The sequence below is a fragment of the Domibacillus sp. F004 genome (assembly GCF_057814295.1).
In genome coordinates, this window is the sequence record NZ_JBVATB010000001.1 from 501,761 (window position 1) to 519,460 (window position 17,700).

Here is a 17,700-nt window from a genome sequence, read left to right on the forward strand (position 1 = left end):
GGTCCTGTTTACATAAAAAGAAAAGCAAGGCAGTATTTCAGCCAAGCTTTTCTTTTTATTTTTGTTTGATTTGGACAGTAAGAAGCATGAGAAAAGAGATAATCACGATAGAAATCACCCAAAGCCAAGCCATCGTCATATTGCCAGAATCAATGGCTACATAAATGGCTGTAGGAATGGTTTGGGTTTCCCCCGGAATATTCCCGGCAAACATTAAGGTAGCACCAAATTCACCTAACGCTCGTGCAAAGCTTAAGATACTTCCGGAAATAAGCGCTTTAGAAGCGAGAGGGATAGAAATAAAATAAAAAACGTTCCATTTGTTTGCTCCGTCTATTCGAGCAGCTTCTTCAATCTCCACATTTATTCCTTGAAATCCTGATTTGGCAGACTGATACATAAGGGGAAAGGCTACAATAGTGGAAGCAATGACAGCCGCCCACCAAGTAAAAATAATAGGCTGTTTAAAAAGCCATTCAATGGCCTGTCCAGCTATGCTATTCTTTCCAAAGATGACAATGAGAAAGAATCCAACGACTGTAGGAGGCAGAACCATTGGAAGCATAAGAATCGTTTCCAAAACGGCTTTTCCCTTAAATGTTTTTCGAGCCATAAGCCGCCCTGTTAATGTCCCTGTTATGATGGCGATCATACCTGATACACTCGCTATTTTCAAAGACAGCCATATTGGACTCCATAATTCTTGCCTTAAAGCCTCATTCAGTAGTAAATCCATAGTCTTTAAACACCTTCATCGCTTCGTCGCTTTGTAGATAGCTATAAAAATCTTTTGCTTCTTTGTAATGGTTAGTGTTCTTGATAATGCCGACTGGATAAATAATGGGCGTATGAGTTTCAGGGTCAGCTGTTGCGATGATGTTTACTTTGTCGGAAATGAGCGCATCTGTTTTGTATACGATCCCAGCGTCCACATTTCCCGTCTCTACATAGGATAATACTTGACGTACATCTTTCGCATATACTATTTTCGACTCCATCCGGTTCCATACATCCATCTTTTCAAGGGACTCCTTTGCATATTTCCCTGCAGGTACAGATTCAGGAATTCCAATTGATACTTTATGTACCTCTTTTTTTGCCAGATCTTGAAAGCTTTCGATGATGGGCTTTTCTTCTTTTGGGACAATTAAGACTAATTCATTCCCTACAAGATTTACTCCGTCCTCTTTTGAAATATCCCCGCTCTCTACCAGCCTATTAAATTTATCTTCTGCAGCGGAGAAAAAGAGATCAACAGGTGCTCCCTGGGAAATTTGCTGCTGCAGGGCACCAGAAGAACCATAGTTAAATGTCAATTCCACCTCAGGATGTTCTTTTTTATATGTACTTTGAATGGCCGTCATGGCATCTTTTACACTAATGGCAGCTGAAACGGTTAATTCTACTTTTTCCGTATTTTCAGATGCCGTTTCTTTCTTGCCAGCAGATGGATCTGTGTCTGAAGTAGAACATGCTGCTGCAAAAATAAGTAACGATAAGAAAGAAATAACCAAAATCAACTCTTTTCGCAAGTTTCTCACCTCTTCTATTAAAATATAATTATAGAATTAATTATATCCTATTTAACACTGGATAACGCCGTATTCGTTATTTAACGATCATCATGTATGTTTTTGATCGAATTAAAAACAAGTGTTAGATCAGATAAGCATATAAAAACAAAAAGAAGGCACATAGTAGATATGTCTACTATGTGCCTTCTTTGAATGAGAAACAATTTATATGTCTATTTGCTTGATTACTGTTGCAGGATTTCCACCTGCAACGACATTGTCCGGTACATCTTTTGTCACGACTGCTCCGGATGCAATAACGACATTGCTCCCTATATTAATTCCTGGATTTATCACAGCCCTGCCGCCAATCCAAACATTGTGACCAATGGTAATTGGTTTTGCGTATTCTACACCAGAATTACGTTCGTATGGATTTAGTGGATGGGTGGCTGTATAAATGTGTACCCCGGGAGCAAGGAAACAATTATCGCCAATTCTTACTTCACAAACATCTAAAATGACACAATCAAAATTAGCATAGAAATTTTCACCTACATGAATATTGAAACCATAATCACAGCGGAAATTTGGCTCCACCGACAGGCCTTTTCCCGTTGAACCGAAAAGCTCTTTTAAAAGGTTAGTACGTTTATCTATTTCAGTCTCTAAAGTTTGATTATACAGTCTTGTTTTGCGCCGTGCTTCTTCACGTTTAGTTGCTAATTCAGGGTCAGCAGGATTGTACAGCTCTCCATTCACCATTTTTTCCTTTTCTGTTTTCATTCATATAGCTCCTTTAATGAGTTCTATTATGTATTCTTTCTTATGTAATCGTTTATTTTCCTCTTTCAGCATTTTATTCTTTTTTCCATTCTACCAGAGGACCGTTTGTACAATGAGGCTTTTATACAAATAAAAAAGGATAATTAGTCCAATGTGACTAACTATCCTATAAATAATGATCTCTGTTTCATGCTGGTCGGCTTTTTTAAGCAGCCTTTTTTAAATCTATTAAATATTGCTTTGCCTTTATAGGATTATATTGACCTTCCCATTTGGATAAAATAATTGCTGCTAAAGAGTTTCCGACAACATTGACCACAGTACGGGCCATATCCAAAATACGGTCAATGCCAGCGATGAAAGCGAGCCCTTCAGCTGGTATACCGACACTTCCCAGCGTAGCAAGTAATACGACAAAGGATACGCCAGGCACTCCGGCAATCCCTTTAGATGTCACCATTAAGACGAGCAATAAGGATAGTTGATCAGCGATAGATAAATCAATTCCATACATTTGTGCGATAAAAAGAGCCGCGATCGCCTGATAGAGTGTAGAACCGTCCAAGTTAAAGGAATATCCTGTTGGGATAACAAAGGAAACAATCGCTTTCGGACAGCCGAATTTCTCCATTTTCTCCATTAACTTTGGCAGAACCGTTTCAGAGCTTGCTGTTGAATAAGCAAGGATTAATTCGTTTTTCAATATTTTAAACAAGTGGAAGATATTTACGCCTACAAGCTTTGCTATTAATCCTAATACCACTACAATGAAAAAGAACATAGAACCGTATACTAAAATGACGAGCTTACTAAGAGGAATGAGTGAAGCTAGTCCAAATTTGGATACAGTTACACCGATAAGAGCAAATACACCAAACGGAGCAAATTTCATAATTTGATTGGTCACAAAAAACATGGCGTCCGCTGTACCATGGAAAAATTGGAGAACCGGTTTCCCTTTTTCTCCGATAGCGGCCACACCAAGACCGAAGATGACCGAAAAGAAAATAATAGCTAACATGTCGCCTTGAGCAAGCGATTCAAATAGATTGTCAGGGACGATGTTGACAAACGTATCAGCAAAGCTGTGACCTTGTACTTCCTCTGTCGTACTGACATAATCATCGATATTCCCTTTTTCTAAAGAACCCATATCAAGACCGGCACCAGGCTGAAAAAGGTTTGCAGCAAATAAACCGATAATAATCGCAAACGTTGTAATAATTTCAAAGTAGAGAAGCGTTTTTCCGCCTAGTTTCCCTAATTTCTTAATATCCCCTACACCCGCTACTCCAATGATAAGGCTAGAAACGACGATCGGAATGACAATCATCTTAATCAATCGAATAAATATATCTCCAATAGGCTGTAAATAGGTTTGAACAGCAGGATTTCCATAAAAGATAGCTCCTACTGCAATCCCTATTAGTAAACCAATCAATATTTGCCAAGCTAAACTAACCTTTTTCAAACAATCAGTCCTTTCGATCATTTAATATAGATTTAAACAGTATTTGTTCCGTACAAGAAAGAGTCACACCTGTCAGTCTTAGTAAAATATTAAGCGCTTTCAAGAGGCCGTATCGGTATGTTATAAATGTAAAGCAGCACCTACGGAATCATACGAATAATGACAAAAAAATCTACAATTTTTAAGGATACGTTAAACCTTATTGTTGATCAAACGATTTTTTGCTTATTTTTTCCTAGTTGAAAGGTTGCTCCAGCTCGATGAAACGAAAGAGCGAGCAAGCTTTCTTTAAACGTTTCATCGAGCTAGAGCGAAAATGAGTCAAAAATCAACAATGTCGACAGCAGAGCGGTTTTTAAAAAAGGAAACGTTGTTGTTATAATAGTGAAAGGGTTGTATATTGCTTTTCAGTTAAATAAAAGAGGTGAGATGTGATCTTTCATCTTCATTCATTTATAAAGAAGGATATTTACATTATTGTACTTATGATCGTTACGGTACCGCTTGCGGGGGAGTTGAAGTTTTATCCATTTAACGAAACGTTTCGTATCGGTTTTGGTGCACCTGTGATGTTTTTCTATTTATTGTTTTTACAAAAAGGGTCTTTTATATTGCCCGGTTTTTTGACGGGTGCAGCCGTTGTTCTTTTCCGGGTCACCCTTGATCTCATTACAGGGAATATGGAAAATGCATGGTTATCTTTTCAACATCATTTTCCAACGTTTTTCTTTTATTTTACGTACGCCTGTTTATTTCAACTAGTAGACGTAAAACGATTTCGCAACTGGTCGTTTTTAATCGGGCTTATTGGCCTTTTTACGGAACTTGTATCTAATGGGATAGAACTTCTGCTTGAATATCTAGTATTGAAATCGACTATTTCATTTAGTGAAGTGATCGATATGGTAATGATCGCATTTATCCGTTGTTTTATTGTGGTAAGTTTTTTTAATATGGTGAAACTATATGAGGCACAATCAAGGGAAAAACACATTAGAAAGCAAAATGAGCATATGCTGATGCTTATTTCTAATCTGTATGAAGAAGCTGTTTATTTGAACAAAACATTGAAAAATGCAGAAACCGTAACAAAAGAATCGTATCAGTTATATCGTTCTTTAAAAGAGATTGACAAAGGAATGAGTCAGAGAATGCTTCGAGTTGCCGGGGAGATCCATGAGATTAAAAAAGACAATCAGCGAATTTTTGCCGGGCTTTCGAAATTAATTACGAATGAAAGCGATAAAGACTACATGAGTATAGTGGAATTAATTCAATTAATTGTTCATAGTAACGAAAAATATTCACTTTCTCTTGGAAAACAAATTGTCTTTACGTATTCTATTAAAGGAAACCATTCAGATTATCATGTTTACACGGTTTTGTCGCTCATTAATAATTTAGCTGCTAATGCAGTAGAAGCGATAGAAGAGAGCGGGAGCATTCATATCGAAGTGCTTGAACAGGATAAAATGGTTGAATGTAACGTTTATAACAGTGGCTCATTCATTCCAGAAAAATACAAAAAAGTTGTATTTGAACCTGGTTTTACATCAAAATATGACAAACATGGAAATCCATCTACAGGCATTGGACTGGCCTATGTGAAAGAAGCTGTTACAAGCTTTGGCGGTGACATTGTGTTTGAAAACCAAACAGATGGGGTCGTGTTTTCCATAAAATTGCCCATCCATCAGTTGATTCAGAAAGGTTGATTTTATGCGGTTTTTTATTGTGGATGATGATGAAGCCATTCGGTCTATCTTAAGTCAAATCATTGAAGATGAGGATTTAGGGGAAGTGGTTGGAGAATCATCGGATGGCGATCAGCTAACAGGTTCTTTTTTGACTATACAAAAAGTTGACATTCTTTTTATTGATTTATTGATGCCTGTTAAGGATGGAATTGAGACGATACGCCATCTTGACGGACAATTTAATGGAAAAATCATCATGATCTCTCAAGTGGAATCAAAGGAACTAATCAGCGAGGCCTATGCACTTGGGGTGGAGTATTATATTATGAAACCTATTAATCGAATTGAAATAGTCACGGTCATCCGAAAAGTGATGGAACGAATCCAACTTGAAAAATCCATTCAGGAAATCAAAACATCCCTTAGCAGCTTGTTAAATTTAGAGGATCAGGCAGTACAGTCACCTGCAAGTAATGAAAAAAGCATTGTAAACATCGGAGAGTTTTTATTAGCGGAGCTTGGTATTGTTGGGAAGAATGGATCGAAGGATTTAATTGACATTCTTGAATGCTTGTTTACGTATGAACATACACAGGCTACTGACCAAAATTTCCCTTCCTTAAAAGAGCTATTTACAAAGGTTGCTCAAAAAAAGCTGGGATCATCTGCTTCAAAAATGGATATAACGAGGGAAACGAAAGCTTCTGAACAGCGAATCCGAAGAGCTATTACACATTCACTCATTCATTTTGCTTCTCTTGGTTTGACAGACTATGCTAATCTGAAATTTGAGAACTACGCATCAAAATTCTTTGATTTTATGGTCGTTCGTCAAAAGATGAGGGAACTTCAGGAAGAGTCATCGACGTCTTTTACACCTACGAAAGTCAATATGAAGAAGTTTATCCAAGTCTTCTATTTTGAAGCGAAACGGTTATACAAAGATATGTGAGAAAGAATAGTGAAAAATAAGTATTTTTTTCATCTAGTTACAGCAAATCTATTTTGTAAAGGGAAAGAGACATATGACTTCTAAAAAATCAAAACAATCAAAGCATTTAGCTAGTTTTTCATTGGCTGCTATGGGGACAGGCTTTGCGGCAACGATCCCTTTTCAAGGATCCTTACCTTGGATTGATGTCCTGCACGGGGGATTTGAAGCGGGGCTGGTCGGTGGACTAGCGGATTGGTTTGCCGTCACGGCTTTATTCCGCCACCCGCTGGGCATCCCTATTCCGCATACAGCTCTCTTGCCTAAAAATCGAAACAAAATGATTAAAGGACTTGTTTCTACGCTTGAAAATGATTGGCTTTCAAAAGAAAGTATTCAAAACAAATTACAAAAAATCCAATTTACTGAAAAGTTATTTCCGATTTTAGAAAGAGAGCTTCATTCTGAATCTGTCAGAAATGGAATGGTCTCACTAGCTGATCAACTAATTCGTTCTATTCAAGTGGAGAAGATTACACCGTTTATTGAAAAGGAATTAAAGTCTTCTCTTTCTTCAATTGAAGTAAAAGGAGTCCTTCGATCTGTCGTTGATCAAGTGCTTCTCCATGAATATGACGAGAAGGCCTTCGATTACGTCCTTAGCGAAGCGGAACAATGGGCGAAAAAAGAGAATACAGGTTATCAACTTGGCAGTGTAGCCATGCAGGCTCTTAACAATATCGAATTAGACGGATTTATGCAGTTTGCCTTAAAGTCTGTTCAAAACTTATTAAATGAAGAAAAACTCGGCAGTATTTTACAAAACCTTCTGCTTAATGTTGTAAGTCATTTGCGCCAGACGGAAGATCCGAATAGAAAAGCGTTTCTACTGCATGTACGTACAAAGTTACAAAATATTGAGAACAAGAAAGAATGGATCGAAGAAATCGAACAATGGAAGCAACAACTTCTGGCTGACTGGGAGCCGGCTGAGACAATAACTGAAATCTTACAGCGAATTCAGCAAAAAGCAGCCGCTTTTATTCAAAGCAGCGTGTTTATGGACACGTATGTTCTTCCATTTATAACACGCTTACTTAATCAAATAAAAGAAGATCCAATAAAAAACAACATGATTGAAAACAAAGTTCAAAAGCAACTGATCAGCCTTGTTGAAGATAATCATTCCAAAATCGGTAAGCTTGTGCAAGAAAATCTGGATAAGTTAGATAATGAAACGCTCGTGCACATGATGGAAAATAACATTGGAAAAGACTTGCAATGGATTCGGGTGAATGGAGCGGTTTGCGGGTTTATGATCGGGATCATTTTAACAGGAATCAAAGCGCTCCTATTTTAAGGCTACAGGAAACAATATGGTTCCTTCTAGCTGAACGAAGGAGAAAACGGGCTCTCTCTAAAACAGTCATCCTACCCGCAGTTTCCTATTTTCGATTCTGAATCGTTTTCACGCTGCTAAAGAATTTTTCAAAGCGTTATTGGAGAATAGAAAGAACACATCCCGGTTGTCCCCCCGGGATGATTATTTTCACAAAAAATGAAACATATTCTTCTTTCAGCCGTATGGTTAAGAAAGAACGGAGGGAAGAATGAATGAATTTCTATGAAGCAAAGAAAAATTATAGGTTTTTAGTGATTCTTTGCGGGACGGTCCTTCTTTTCTTTGCCGGGCTAACCGTTTTGGCTTACTATGGGGAAGACTATTTTATGATGGTCCTTTTTTTCTTATTTACGCTGCTGATGATTTGGGTCATCTTTAAAAATATGCAAAAATTAACGGCAGACAATCCGTACATTACAACAACGAATAACTATCTTACGCTGTACGTGACACCGAATGAAAAAGTGGATATTGAGTGGATTGATATAATAGACTATGTTTTTTATGAAATTCAAGGGACGAAATTTATTGGTCTTGTGCTGTTGGATGAAGAAAAATACATACCGATGATGTCAGATGGGATGAGACGGATAACGCGTTTAAGTATGAAAATGGGCTATCCGATGCTCAACATTACGTTTAGGCATGTGGTGGAAAAAGAACAATTGATCGAAGAACTGGATCGCCGTAACCCGAACGTGACCATTCAATTTGAAAGTGGCTTAATGTAAATGGCTTTGTGTGAAAAAGAAATGGAAAACCCGGTGTCAGTACGAAACGGCTTTTAGTGTTTAGTTTAATATGCACACTTTCAAAAGACATGTTCGACAGAGGTCCGGGGCATGTCTTTTGGACTTCTGCTTCTGTTGCCAGATTGCCAAAAAAATTTCCTTTCCCTGCTTTAATTCGAAAATGTCAGATAAAGTGAAACTTCATTCAGTGGGGGTTTAGGCCCTCAGGATGTGGGTCATGCAGACGTTGTCACAGGACGTGACGGGTTTAGTCTGCGTTCCGCTATCCCCACTGAATAAAAGAGGAACTCAGGTAAAGAGCGCCGCGTCCTGCGGCAATACCTGAGTGACCAGGCTCAGCCTGGCCCGAACCAATCGGGCTTTTACGGGCAGTTGATCCCCCATATATCCTTTTTTTCTTTCCAAAATCTTGAAGTGGGGGTCTTACTGCCCGTTAATGCGGGATAAAAGAAGCCAAAAATCAACAATATTCTATAATAGAGCCTTTATTATATAAAATCTATTTAGTTGAAAGGAAAATCGTAGTGGAAGAAGAAATGTTAAGTTATGAAAAAGTTGATTAAATAATGGGAATTTTCGGTATTGAATCTGCAATGAATAAGGGGGATATACATGACAGCCATTACAGATGAAGACAGAAAAATTGTTTACAACTATATCATACATAACATGACGATCCGAGCACTTCAAAGTGAGTTAAGGGAAAATGAAACATCAAATGTAAAAATGAAACGCGTTTATTTATCAGCGAACCAATACCAAGAAAGCCAAGCCCTCAAGCAGTTAAAAGCATTAAGAAAAGAGATGAGCACGAGAGGATTACGCATAGTAGGGGAACACGCACAGGGTAACGATATGACCGAGTTTCGTTATTTGTGCCGGGGCGTTCCATCAACTATATGCTTTGAAGAAAAGGAGCTTTATAAACGTATTCAAGAAAACCGCTTCGAATTGCTGCGCTGAGCAGTTTAGTATTTAATTGTAAGTTCCAATTCATCTAACTCTGTGATTAAATTGCTTTTTTCAATGCGTACTTGTAAATCATCAAAGAGAAATTCATTTAATTCATGAATATCACATATGATGGCGGATAATTCTTTACTAATGAGCGCCATGTTTTGTCCGTCTATAAGCTTTTTCTTGTATCGATTAAATTTTGGATCCAGCGTGTCTATTTGCCTGAAAATATTTTCTACCGATCCGTAAAGTTGAATGAGCGGCAGAGCCGATTTTTCGCCAACACCCGGACAGCCCGGAATATTATCGCTTTTATCGCCGAGAAGCGCTTTAACATCAATCCATTGCTCAGAGGTAATACGATATTCATCTTGAAAATGATTCAAAGAATAAACAATGTCCCCTTTTTTGCTGCCGATCAGTTGAGAGATATTTTGGCTGAGCAGCTGGTATAAATCTTTGTCATTGCTGTAAATATAACAGTGGCCATACTCATTGGAACACCACTTTTTTGCTAAAGTGCCAATGACATCATCTGCTTCATAAGAAGGGACAGAAACTTGTTGAATGCCTATGCGATCCAATACCCCTTTGCATACTTCATATTGCTGAATTAACGCATCCGGCAAGTCAGAGCGGGTAGCTTTATAAAAATCATGTTTTAGTCTTCTCGTTGTTTCATTTTTTTTGACGTCCCATACGACAGCAAGATGAGTCACTTCATATTGAGAAATAAGGGTAAAGGTCTTTTGAAAAAATATTTTTAATGCATTGGTATAAACGCCTTTGCTGCTTTTCGTCAATTGCTCCAATTCTTTTCCGTAGGATGTAGCGAAGTATCCACGGCTTAATAAATTAAATCCATCTATTAATAGCAATGTTTGCTTTTTCATCAGGGCGGTCTCCTTGTTATATGTATTGTACTTCCTAGATTACGTGATGAATCAAGTGAAATCCATCATAAAAAAGACAGCTTACAAGTCGATGATTGTAAGCATCGCCTTCTATCGGTTAAAATAAAAAGAAGTGCTTAGAAAACATAAAAAATGGCAGTGATGGAGAAGCGGAAGGGCTAGTATAATCGCCGCTGATTTGAAGAAGATATGGATACGCTTCTCGTGTTAAGCAAACCAAAAATGTTTCAAAAAAAATAATTACGCATTATATGAATCGAAGCGAACAGAAAGAAACGGGCTTAACGGTTCGCACGTATGGCTTTTTTGGCATCTACGTCTGCTTTGTTTTGTTTAGATGGAATCCATTTGATAAAAAAAAGCGGAAACTCTTTTGATAAGGTTAAAATAGTCGCTAAAAGCGGTTTGTACAGTTGTTTATGTATATATTCTTTTTCAATCGCTGAAACGACGGTTTGTGAATCACTGCGGAGCGATACAGTATCTGCACCCATTTCTTTACACAATTCGAGTGCTTTAATAACGGCGATGAACTCCGCCTCGTGTGTATCACATTCTCCAAGGGGAATCGAAAACCGTTCCGTTTTGCCATCGTGGCGAATGACGATGCCGGCACCAGCAAGGCCTGGATCGCCAGTGGATGCGCCGTCTGTATACACTTCAAACATATGGATACCCCCAATCTTGTATTTATTTTAGAGGAAAGAGGTTGGATTATGCAAATGAAAATTTGTTTTTTATACAGCTTTAAAGGGGTTCAGATGATGTTTGAATCAGAGCCGGTTGACCGGGAACTCGTTTTGAAAACAGCAGACGACTTATTAAAAACCAGCCGCACAAAAGAAGTAACGATTATCGATGAGTTAGGCCAGGAATGGACGCTGAAGGAATTTAAAAAGCTGAACGAAAAACTGGATGAAGAGCCGGAAAAGGTCACCGTTTTATTTGACGGCAGTTACGATGTGGACTCAAGCCGTGCAGGCGTTGGAACAGCTATTTATTATTCAAAAGGCGGCAAGCGGTACCGTTTGCGTGAAAATGTGCCAATGGACGCCATTCAATCAAATAATGAAGCAGAATATGCAGCACTTTCTTTTGCAGTAGGAAAGCTTGAAGAACTTGGTGTAGCCAGTCAGCCAGTAACCATTTCAGGCGATTCATTAACGGTGTTGAACCAGCTGAGCGGAGATTGGCCATGCTATGAAGAAAACCATGCTCGCTGGCTCGTACGTATTGAAGAAAAATTAAATAAACTAAGAATTAAGCCGCTTTACAAACCGATCGATAGAAGGCACAATAAAGAAGCTGACCAGCTTGCTCGACAGGCGCTTGACGGTGTTGAAATACAAAGTCATGCCGAAATCGGGACGGAATCGAAAGGTGGCATGTGAACTTGAGCCGAATAGATGTATTAATTGAAGTAGAAGGTGTGCTAAATACGTATTGCAAAGACTGCCTCGTGAAAGCGGCGCTGCGTAAAGAAAAAGGCAAGACGGCGGCGCATAAATTTTGCATTACAGACTGCTCTGTCGGAGAAAAATTAAAACAATATGGAATGAAGTTATCATAAGCCGGAATACATATCCCGGCTTTTTCCTTGTTCGTACTGCTTGTATATAGTAAACTTTTAATGATGAGTAATGTCAGGAGGAATATCCACATGCCGACACCGAGTATGGAGGATTACATAGAACAAATTTATTTGCTGATTGATACGAAAGGGTATGCACGTGTATCAGATATTGCAGATGCACTTTCTGTTCATCCGTCAAGCGTAACAAAAATGGTTCAAAAGCTTGATAAAGATGAATACCTCGTGTATGAGCGGTATCGTGGGCTCATATTGACGGCGAAAGGCCAAAGAATAGGTCAGCGTTTAGTTGCACGCCACGATTTGCTCGAACGGTTTTTATCGGTGATTGGTGTGAAAGAGGAGAACATTTACAATGATGTGGAAGGAATTGAACATCATTTAAGCTGGGATTCCATTAACCGCATTGCTGATTTAATCGAGTTTTTTGAGGAAGATCCGACGCGAATGGCCGCATTAAAAGAGGTCAATGAACGAAATAAAGAATGATCCGTCCGCAGTACGGGCGGATTTTTTCACAAAATGGAGGCGTATTTGATGAAGATTTTAAAAATCGAACCGACACCAAGCCCGAATACGATGAAAGTCATTTTGGATGAAGAACTTGCTGCAGGCAAACGGACGAATTATAAACAAGAAACAGCCGAACAGGCCCCGGATGTCATTAAAGCGATTTTGACGATTGAAGGAATTAAAGGCGTGTATCACGTTGCCGATTTTATTGCGCTTGAACGAAATGGTCGGTATGATTGGCAGGAGATTTTACCGAAAGTGCGCGCAGCGTTTGGAGAAGGCAGCAGTGAATCGGGAGCAGCAAGGCCAGAACTGGATCATTTCGGTGAAGTGGAAACATTTATACAAGTGTATAAAGGGGTTCCCATTCAGTTAAAGCTCGTATCAGCGGAAGAAGAAAAACGGGTGGCACTGCCGGCTTACTGTCAGGAAGCTTTTCAAAAACTGATAACAGACGGTGATAATTACATTTTAGAGCGGAAATGGCAGGAGTTCGGCATTCGTTACGGTGAGTTGGAAGAAATAGCGCCTGAACTGCTTGAAGAAGTAATGGCGGCTTATCCGAAAGAGCGCATCGACCGGATTGTCGAAGCAGAAGGACGCGGCGGCCCGCTTATTCAGCATAAAGAACATGGCATTAAACCGGATGTTACAAAGTGGCTGACAGAGGTGGACTGGCGGACACGGTATCAGCAATTAGAACAAATGCCTGATCCGGATTTAGCGGATATGCCGCTTCTTGACGCGGCCTTAAATGATGAAAAAGCAGCGATTCGCCGGCTGGCTGTCGTCTATGCAGGGATGATTGAAGACCCACACATTTTGCCTGTTTTGTATAAAGCATTGAAAGACCCGGCTGTCACCGTACGACGGACGGCTGGTGACTGTTTGTCTGACCTTGGTTTTGCCGAAGCCGTGCCTGAAATGATTCACGCGTTAAAAGATAAAAGCAAAATTGTTCGCTGGCGAGCGGCCATGTTTTTATATGAAACAGCGGATGAATCTGCGTTGTCTGCTTTAAAAGAAGCCGCAGACGATCCGGAATTTGAAGTGAAGATGCAAATTTTGATGGCGATTGAACGGATTGAAGGCGGAGAAGAAGCAAAAGGCTCTGTATGGAAACAAATGACGGAATCGCGCAAACAATGAGAAGGAGGAATTTTGAATGAATGCTTATGAAGAATATATGAAGCAAATGGTCGTGCCGATGCGTGCAGAATTGACAAATGCAGGCTTTGCTGAGTTGACAACAGAAGATGAAGTAAATGAATTTATGAAGTCAGCAGAAGGAACGACACTCGTTGTAATTAATTCGGTTTGTGGCTGCGCAGCAGGTCTTGCCCGCCCGGCAGCAGTACAAGCGTCCATGAATGAACACGCACCTGATCGTCTTGTGACCGTATTTGCAGGTCAAGACCGTGACGCGACAGCGGCGATGCGGGCGTGGATGCCTGAATTTGAGCCGTCATCACCGTCAATGGCGTTATTAAAAGGAAATAAAGTCGTTCATTTTATGCCGCGTCATGAAATTGAGGGGCAAGATCTTGGGACGATTATTAGCAATTTAACTGCTGCATTTGATGTGCACTGCCAGTGATTGTCACGACATCACAGCGGGCAGGGAAGGATGTAAAGACACGTGCGGCAGCGGAAGCTGTCTTGTTGGGTGCCCATTACGTGGAGCGCGGCAAGCTGTCGCTTGCGAAAATGACATCTTTTCACAACTGTCCCGTCTTGCTCGTGACAGAAGAACGGATGGAGCTGTATGATTTGAACGGCGCTTCGCCGTTCTTTTTTCATCCCGGATCTGCTATGTTCCGCGTGAAAAGACTTTTAAATGAAGAGCCGGATGCCTTTGTGGAGGCGTGCAAACTGCGCCCAGGCATGTCGTTTTTAGATTGCACAATGGGTCCTGCTTCAGATAGTATAACAGCCTCCTTTGCTGTCGGTCCAAAAGGGTATGTAAAGTCGATTGAAGCCAATCCTGTTATTGCACGCATTGTGAAAAAAGGGCTGTCAAATTGGACAGAAGGACCTGACGAATTGTTAAAAGCGATGCGCCGCATTGATGTGACAGCGGCCGATTACCATGCCTATTTACAAGCGATTCCGGATCATTCGTTTGATGTAGTATATTTTGATCCGATGTTTGAGGAAACGATTGATTCAACCGGCATGATGCCGCTCCGCTCGTTTGCTTCGTATTCAGATTTGACGATAGCTGCAGTGAAGGAAGCAAAGCGGATTGCCAAGTGCCGCGTAGTGCTTAAAGATCATTTTCGTTCGGAGCGATTTGCGAAATTTGAATTTGAGCAGCAGATTCGTAAGACGTCAAAATTTCATTTTGGCACGATAGAAAGTGGGAGCGTACATGAGTAAAAGTGAACAGCAGTATATAGACGTATGCCGCGATATTTTAGAGAATGGGCATAAAAAAGAAGATCGGACAGGCACAGGAACCATTTCGGTTTTCGGACGGCAAATGAGATTTCATTTAGCAGATGGTTTTCCTCTTTTAACGACGAAGCGTGTACCGTTTAAGCTTATTGCATCTGAAATGCTCTGGTTTTTAAAAGGGGACACAAACATTCGGTATTTGCTGGAGAATAACAATAACATTTGGAATGAGTGGGCATTTAAACGATGGGTGGAAAGCTCAGAATATAAAGGCCCGGATATGACTGATTTTGGCCGTCGCGCATTGAAAGATGAAGCATTTGCAAAAGACTATCGCGAGCAGATGGCACTGTTTAAACAGCGTGTTTTGGCAGAAGATGATTTTGCAGCAACGTATGGAGAACTCGGTGATGTGTATGGCCGGCAGTGGCGTGCATGGAAAACGTCACAAGGTGAGACGATCGATCAGATTGCGGATGTAATAGAGATGATTAAAAATACACCGGATTCACGTCGGTTAATCGTATCGGCATGGAATCCGGAAGATGTGCCGCTTATGGCGCTGCCGCCTTGTCATACGATGTTCCAGTTTTATGTAGCAGACGGAAAATTGTCTTGTCAGCTCTATCAAAGGTCATGTGATATTTTCCTTGGCGGCCCTTTTAATATTGCTGGTTATGCGTTACTAACGCATTTAATGGCAAATGAATGTGGCCTTGAGGCAGGTGAATTTGTGCATACGATTGGGGATGCGCACATTTACACCAACCATATTGAACAAGTGAAAACGCAGCTGGTACGTGAGCCGAGATCGTTGCCGGAACTATCTTTAACGAAAGGGAAATCATTATTTGAGATGGAATTGTCCGATATGACGTTAACAGGATACGATCCGCATCCGGCCATTAAAGCCCCGGTCGCGGTTTAAAAAGGAGCGGAAATGATGATTTCATTTATTTGGGCGCAAGATGAAAAGGGTCTCATTGGAAAAGAGAACAAACTGCCGTGGTATTTGCCGGAAGACTTGAAATTTTTTAAGAATACAACGCTCGGATCTCCGATTGTAATGGGCCGAAAAACGTATGAATCAATTGGCCGGCCTTTACCAGGGCGGGAAAATATTATTTTGACAACCGATTCATCGTTTCAAGCAGAAGGCTGCACAGTTGTTCATTCGGTAGAGGACATCCTGCCGAAAGCGGAGAATGAGGAAGTATTTGTCACGGGCGGAGCGGCTGTATTCCAAGCCTTTTTGCCGTATGTGGAGCGTCTGTATGTGACGCGTATTCATCATACGTTTGAAGGGGATACATTTTTTAATGCTATTGAGTGGAATGAGTTTAAAATGGAATACTGTACACCAGGTGTTAAAAATGAGAAAAATCCGTATGACTATGAATTTTGCTTGTATAAAAGAGTAAATAAATGATGGAAAAGGTTGTCTTTTTCATTTGAAACAGACAGCAATGTGTTTAAAAAAAAGAATATAAAAAAAGATACGGACACAAAAAGGTATTGTCGTACCGGCGCTGATTATGTCGAATAATCTTGTCGAGGGCAATGCAGAGAAGCTGGCTGCGGATGTAAAAAATGCTCAAAATAAAGATGGGAAAAAATAACTAAACCGGGATTTCTCCGGTTTTTTTTTGAACGAAAAAACCTTGCTTTTCTCTTATTATTCAACGATAATAAAGGCAACTTTACACATAAAAGCGGTGATACGCGAATAGGGGGCAGATAAATGAATAAGTGGACAAAAGGGTGGTTAATCTCCGGGACAGCCGTGCTGATGCTTGCGGGCTGCGGGGGTGGAGAAGAAACGAACGAATCAGGCGGCGAAGCGTATAACATCGGCGTGTCGCAATTTGTCGAACATCCATCACTAGATAAAGCGTACGAAGGCTTTAAAAAAGGCCTGGAAGAAGCAGGAGTCACAGCTGAATTTAATGAGCAAACCGCACAGGGTGATCAAAATAATAACCAAACCATTGCAAACAATTTTGTGAGCGATGATGTTGATTTAATTTTCGCGAACTCGACACCGAGTGCGACGGCGGCATTGAACGCAACGAAAGATATTCCAATCGTATTTACATCGGTCACCGATCCGATTGCGGCAGGTCTTGTGAAAGATACGGAAAAACCAGGCGGCAATGTGACAGGAACGATTGATTTGCATCCGGAGGCAATCAATAACACAGTAAAATTTATGGCTGAGCAGTTTGACGGCAAAAATGTGGGTGTCATTTATAATGCCGGTGAACAAAATTCCGTTGCACAGGCAGAAGCAGTTGAAAAAGTATTAACGGATAACGGGTTGAAAATGGTACCGGTCACAGTGTCGACGTCATCTGAAGTAAAGCAGGCGACAGAATCATTAATCGGCAAGGTGGATATGTTCTACATTTTCACGGATAACACAGTCGTTTCAGCACTTGAATCTGTCGTTCAGGTTGCGAACAAAGAAGATTTGCCACTGTTTGTTGGAGAAAAGGATTCCGTTGCTCGCGGAGGATTTGCCGCATACGGATTTGATTACGAAGATATTGGTATGGAAGCAGGGAAAATGGCTGCCCAAATTTTAAAAGGTGAGAAAAAAGCAGGTGAATTGCCGGTTTTACCGCCGCAGAATTTGAAACTTGTCATTAATGAAACAGCCGCAAAAGAAATGAATATCGAGATTAAAGAAGAATGGAAAGCAGAAGCTGAGCTTGTGAAATAACGAAAAAGTGCGCCTTTCATAATAGGCGCTCTTTTCGTGAGGAGGATTTTTTT

General features: G+C 40.2%; 20 protein-coding genes. 14 read left to right on the forward strand and 6 right to left on the reverse strand.

Annotated features, from left to right (window positions below):
- Positions 1 to 55: 55 nt before the first annotated feature.
- From modB to ACZYRN_RS02705, 4 genes are all read right to left on the reverse strand, one after another.
- On the reverse strand, positions 56 to 736 hold the full coding sequence (modB, locus tag ACZYRN_RS02690) for a molybdate ABC transporter permease subunit (protein ID WP_488909948.1): 681 nt from the start codon (positions 734 to 736) through the stop codon (positions 56 to 58).
- Positions 717 to 1,532 carry a molybdate ABC transporter substrate-binding protein gene (gene modA / locus ACZYRN_RS02695; protein ID WP_488909949.1) on the reverse strand — a complete coding sequence of 272 codons (816 nt, stop codon included), beginning with the start codon at positions 1,530 to 1,532 and terminating at the stop codon, positions 717 to 719. The genes modB and modA overlap by 20 nt, the downstream gene beginning before the upstream one ends.
- A 207-nt stretch (positions 1,533 to 1,739) precedes the next feature.
- Entirely contained in the window at positions 1,740 to 2,300 is a 561-nt protein-coding gene (locus ACZYRN_RS02700; RefSeq protein ID WP_488909950.1) for a sugar O-acetyltransferase, read from the reverse strand.
- Between the two features lie 205 nt (positions 2,301 to 2,505).
- Entirely contained in the window at positions 2,506 to 3,771 is a 1,266-nt protein-coding gene (locus ACZYRN_RS02705; RefSeq protein ID WP_488909951.1) for a cation:dicarboxylate symporter family transporter, read from the reverse strand.
- A gap of 485 nt (positions 3,772 to 4,256) precedes the next feature.
- Between ACZYRN_RS02705 and ACZYRN_RS02710 the strand changes: the two genes are divergently transcribed.
- The 5 genes from ACZYRN_RS02710 to ACZYRN_RS02730 all read left to right on the forward strand — a co-directional run bounded on the left by ACZYRN_RS02710 (position 4,257) and on the right by ACZYRN_RS02730 (position 9,516).
- Positions 4,257 to 5,486 (forward strand): sensor histidine kinase, encoded by a 1,230-nt coding sequence (locus tag ACZYRN_RS02710; protein ID WP_488910532.1) that lies wholly within the window; start codon positions 4,257 to 4,259, stop codon positions 5,484 to 5,486.
- A gap of 4 nt (positions 5,487 to 5,490) precedes the next feature.
- Complete coding sequence (locus ACZYRN_RS02715) at positions 5,491 to 6,420, forward strand: response regulator (RefSeq protein ID WP_488909952.1); 930 nt, start codon at positions 5,491 to 5,493, stop codon at positions 6,418 to 6,420.
- A gap of 73 nt (positions 6,421 to 6,493) precedes the next feature.
- Complete coding sequence (locus ACZYRN_RS02720; RefSeq protein ID WP_488909953.1) at positions 6,494 to 7,759, forward strand: DUF445 domain-containing protein; 1,266 nt, start codon at positions 6,494 to 6,496, stop codon at positions 7,757 to 7,759.
- 254 nt (positions 7,760 to 8,013) lie between these two features.
- On the forward strand, positions 8,014 to 8,532 hold the full coding sequence (locus ACZYRN_RS02725; RefSeq protein WP_488909954.1) for an STM3941 family protein: 519 nt from the start codon (positions 8,014 to 8,016) through the stop codon (positions 8,530 to 8,532).
- Positions 8,533 to 9,165: 633 nt separating this feature from the next.
- A complete protein-coding gene (locus tag ACZYRN_RS02730; RefSeq protein ID WP_488909955.1) occupies positions 9,166 to 9,516 on the forward strand; it encodes a YhjD family protein in 351 nt (116 codons plus the stop codon).
- Between the two features lie 5 nt (positions 9,517 to 9,521).
- Here the strand turns inward: ACZYRN_RS02730 and ACZYRN_RS02735 are convergent, their stop codons facing one another.
- Positions 9,522 to 10,403 carry a 5'-3' exonuclease gene (locus ACZYRN_RS02735; protein ID WP_488909956.1) on the reverse strand — a complete coding sequence of 294 codons (882 nt, stop codon included), beginning with the start codon at positions 10,401 to 10,403 and terminating at the stop codon, positions 9,522 to 9,524.
- 302 nt (positions 10,404 to 10,705) lie between these two features.
- Positions 10,706 to 11,092, reverse strand: coding sequence for a ribonuclease HI family protein (locus ACZYRN_RS02740; RefSeq protein WP_488909957.1), 387 nt, complete (start codon positions 11,090 to 11,092; stop codon positions 10,706 to 10,708).
- Between the two features lie 48 nt (positions 11,093 to 11,140).
- Between ACZYRN_RS02740 and ACZYRN_RS02745 the strand changes: the two genes are divergently transcribed.
- The 9 genes from ACZYRN_RS02745 to ACZYRN_RS02785 all read left to right on the forward strand — a co-directional run bounded on the left by ACZYRN_RS02745 (position 11,141) and on the right by ACZYRN_RS02785 (position 17,647).
- Complete coding sequence (locus ACZYRN_RS02745; protein ID WP_488909958.1) at positions 11,141 to 11,815, forward strand: reverse transcriptase-like protein; 675 nt, start codon at positions 11,141 to 11,143, stop codon at positions 11,813 to 11,815.
- A complete protein-coding gene (locus tag ACZYRN_RS02750; protein ID WP_488909959.1) occupies positions 11,812 to 11,994 on the forward strand; it encodes a zinc-finger domain-containing protein in 183 nt (60 codons plus the stop codon). The genes ACZYRN_RS02745 and ACZYRN_RS02750 overlap by 4 nt, the downstream gene beginning before the upstream one ends.
- A 90-nt stretch (positions 11,995 to 12,084) precedes the next feature.
- Positions 12,085 to 12,504, forward strand: a complete 420-nt coding sequence (gene mntR / locus ACZYRN_RS02755) for a transcriptional regulator MntR (RefSeq protein WP_488909960.1) — start codon at positions 12,085 to 12,087, stop codon at positions 12,502 to 12,504.
- Between the two features lie 48 nt (positions 12,505 to 12,552).
- Positions 12,553 to 13,677 (forward strand): conserved virulence factor C family protein, encoded by a 1,125-nt coding sequence (locus tag ACZYRN_RS02760; RefSeq protein WP_488909961.1) that lies wholly within the window; start codon positions 12,553 to 12,555, stop codon positions 13,675 to 13,677.
- A gap of 16 nt (positions 13,678 to 13,693) precedes the next feature.
- Positions 13,694 to 14,125, forward strand: a complete 432-nt coding sequence (locus tag ACZYRN_RS02765; protein WP_488909962.1) for a BrxA/BrxB family bacilliredoxin — start codon at positions 13,694 to 13,696, stop codon at positions 14,123 to 14,125.
- Positions 14,122 to 14,907 (forward strand): class I SAM-dependent methyltransferase, encoded by a 786-nt coding sequence (locus ACZYRN_RS02770; RefSeq protein WP_488909963.1) that lies wholly within the window; start codon positions 14,122 to 14,124, stop codon positions 14,905 to 14,907. Before ACZYRN_RS02765 ends, ACZYRN_RS02770 begins: the two co-directional genes overlap by 4 nt.
- Positions 14,900 to 15,853, forward strand: coding sequence for a thymidylate synthase (locus tag ACZYRN_RS02775; RefSeq protein ID WP_488909964.1), 954 nt, complete (start codon positions 14,900 to 14,902; stop codon positions 15,851 to 15,853). Before ACZYRN_RS02770 ends, ACZYRN_RS02775 begins: the two co-directional genes overlap by 8 nt.
- 12 nt (positions 15,854 to 15,865) lie before the next feature.
- Positions 15,866 to 16,354, forward strand: a complete 489-nt coding sequence (locus ACZYRN_RS02780; protein ID WP_488909965.1) for a dihydrofolate reductase — start codon at positions 15,866 to 15,868, stop codon at positions 16,352 to 16,354.
- Between the two features lie 312 nt (positions 16,355 to 16,666).
- Positions 16,667 to 17,647 (forward strand): ABC transporter substrate-binding protein, encoded by a 981-nt coding sequence (locus tag ACZYRN_RS02785; protein ID WP_488909966.1) that lies wholly within the window; start codon positions 16,667 to 16,669, stop codon positions 17,645 to 17,647.
- The last annotated feature ends 53 nt before the right edge of the window (positions 17,648 to 17,700 follow it).

Coding starts and splice junctions, on each gene's coding strand:
- modB (WP_488909948.1), bottom strand. CDS start 736: ATGGATTTACTACTGAATGAGGCTTTAAGGCAAGAATTATGGAGTCCA.
- ACZYRN_RS02700 (WP_488909950.1), bottom strand. CDS start 2,300: ATGAAAACAGAAAAGGAAAAAATGGTGAATGGAGAGCTGTACAATCCT.
- ACZYRN_RS02710 (WP_488910532.1), top strand. CDS start 4,257: ATGATCGTTACGGTACCGCTTGCGGGGGAGTTGAAGTTTTATCCATTT.
- ACZYRN_RS02715 (WP_488909952.1), top strand. CDS start 5,491: ATGCGGTTTTTTATTGTGGATGATGATGAAGCCATTCGGTCTATCTTA.
- ACZYRN_RS02720 (WP_488909953.1), top strand. CDS start 6,494: ATGACTTCTAAAAAATCAAAACAATCAAAGCATTTAGCTAGTTTTTCA.
- ACZYRN_RS02725 (WP_488909954.1), top strand. CDS start 8,014: ATGAATTTCTATGAAGCAAAGAAAAATTATAGGTTTTTAGTGATTCTT.
- ACZYRN_RS02730 (WP_488909955.1), top strand. CDS start 9,166: ATGACAGCCATTACAGATGAAGACAGAAAAATTGTTTACAACTATATC.
- ACZYRN_RS02735 (WP_488909956.1), bottom strand. CDS start 10,403: ATGAAAAAGCAAACATTGCTATTAATAGATGGATTTAATTTATTAAGC.
- ACZYRN_RS02740 (WP_488909957.1), bottom strand. CDS start 11,092: ATGTTTGAAGTGTATACAGACGGCGCATCCACTGGCGATCCAGGCCTT.
- ACZYRN_RS02745 (WP_488909958.1), top strand. CDS start 11,141: ATGCAAATGAAAATTTGTTTTTTATACAGCTTTAAAGGGGTTCAGATG.
- mntR (WP_488909960.1), top strand. CDS start 12,085: ATGCCGACACCGAGTATGGAGGATTACATAGAACAAATTTATTTGCTG.
- ACZYRN_RS02760 (WP_488909961.1), top strand. CDS start 12,553: ATGAAGATTTTAAAAATCGAACCGACACCAAGCCCGAATACGATGAAA.
- ACZYRN_RS02765 (WP_488909962.1), top strand. CDS start 13,694: ATGAATGCTTATGAAGAATATATGAAGCAAATGGTCGTGCCGATGCGT.
- ACZYRN_RS02775 (WP_488909964.1), top strand. CDS start 14,900: ATGAGTAAAAGTGAACAGCAGTATATAGACGTATGCCGCGATATTTTA.
- ACZYRN_RS02780 (WP_488909965.1), top strand. CDS start 15,866: ATGATGATTTCATTTATTTGGGCGCAAGATGAAAAGGGTCTCATTGGA.
- ACZYRN_RS02785 (WP_488909966.1), top strand. CDS start 16,667: ATGAATAAGTGGACAAAAGGGTGGTTAATCTCCGGGACAGCCGTGCTG.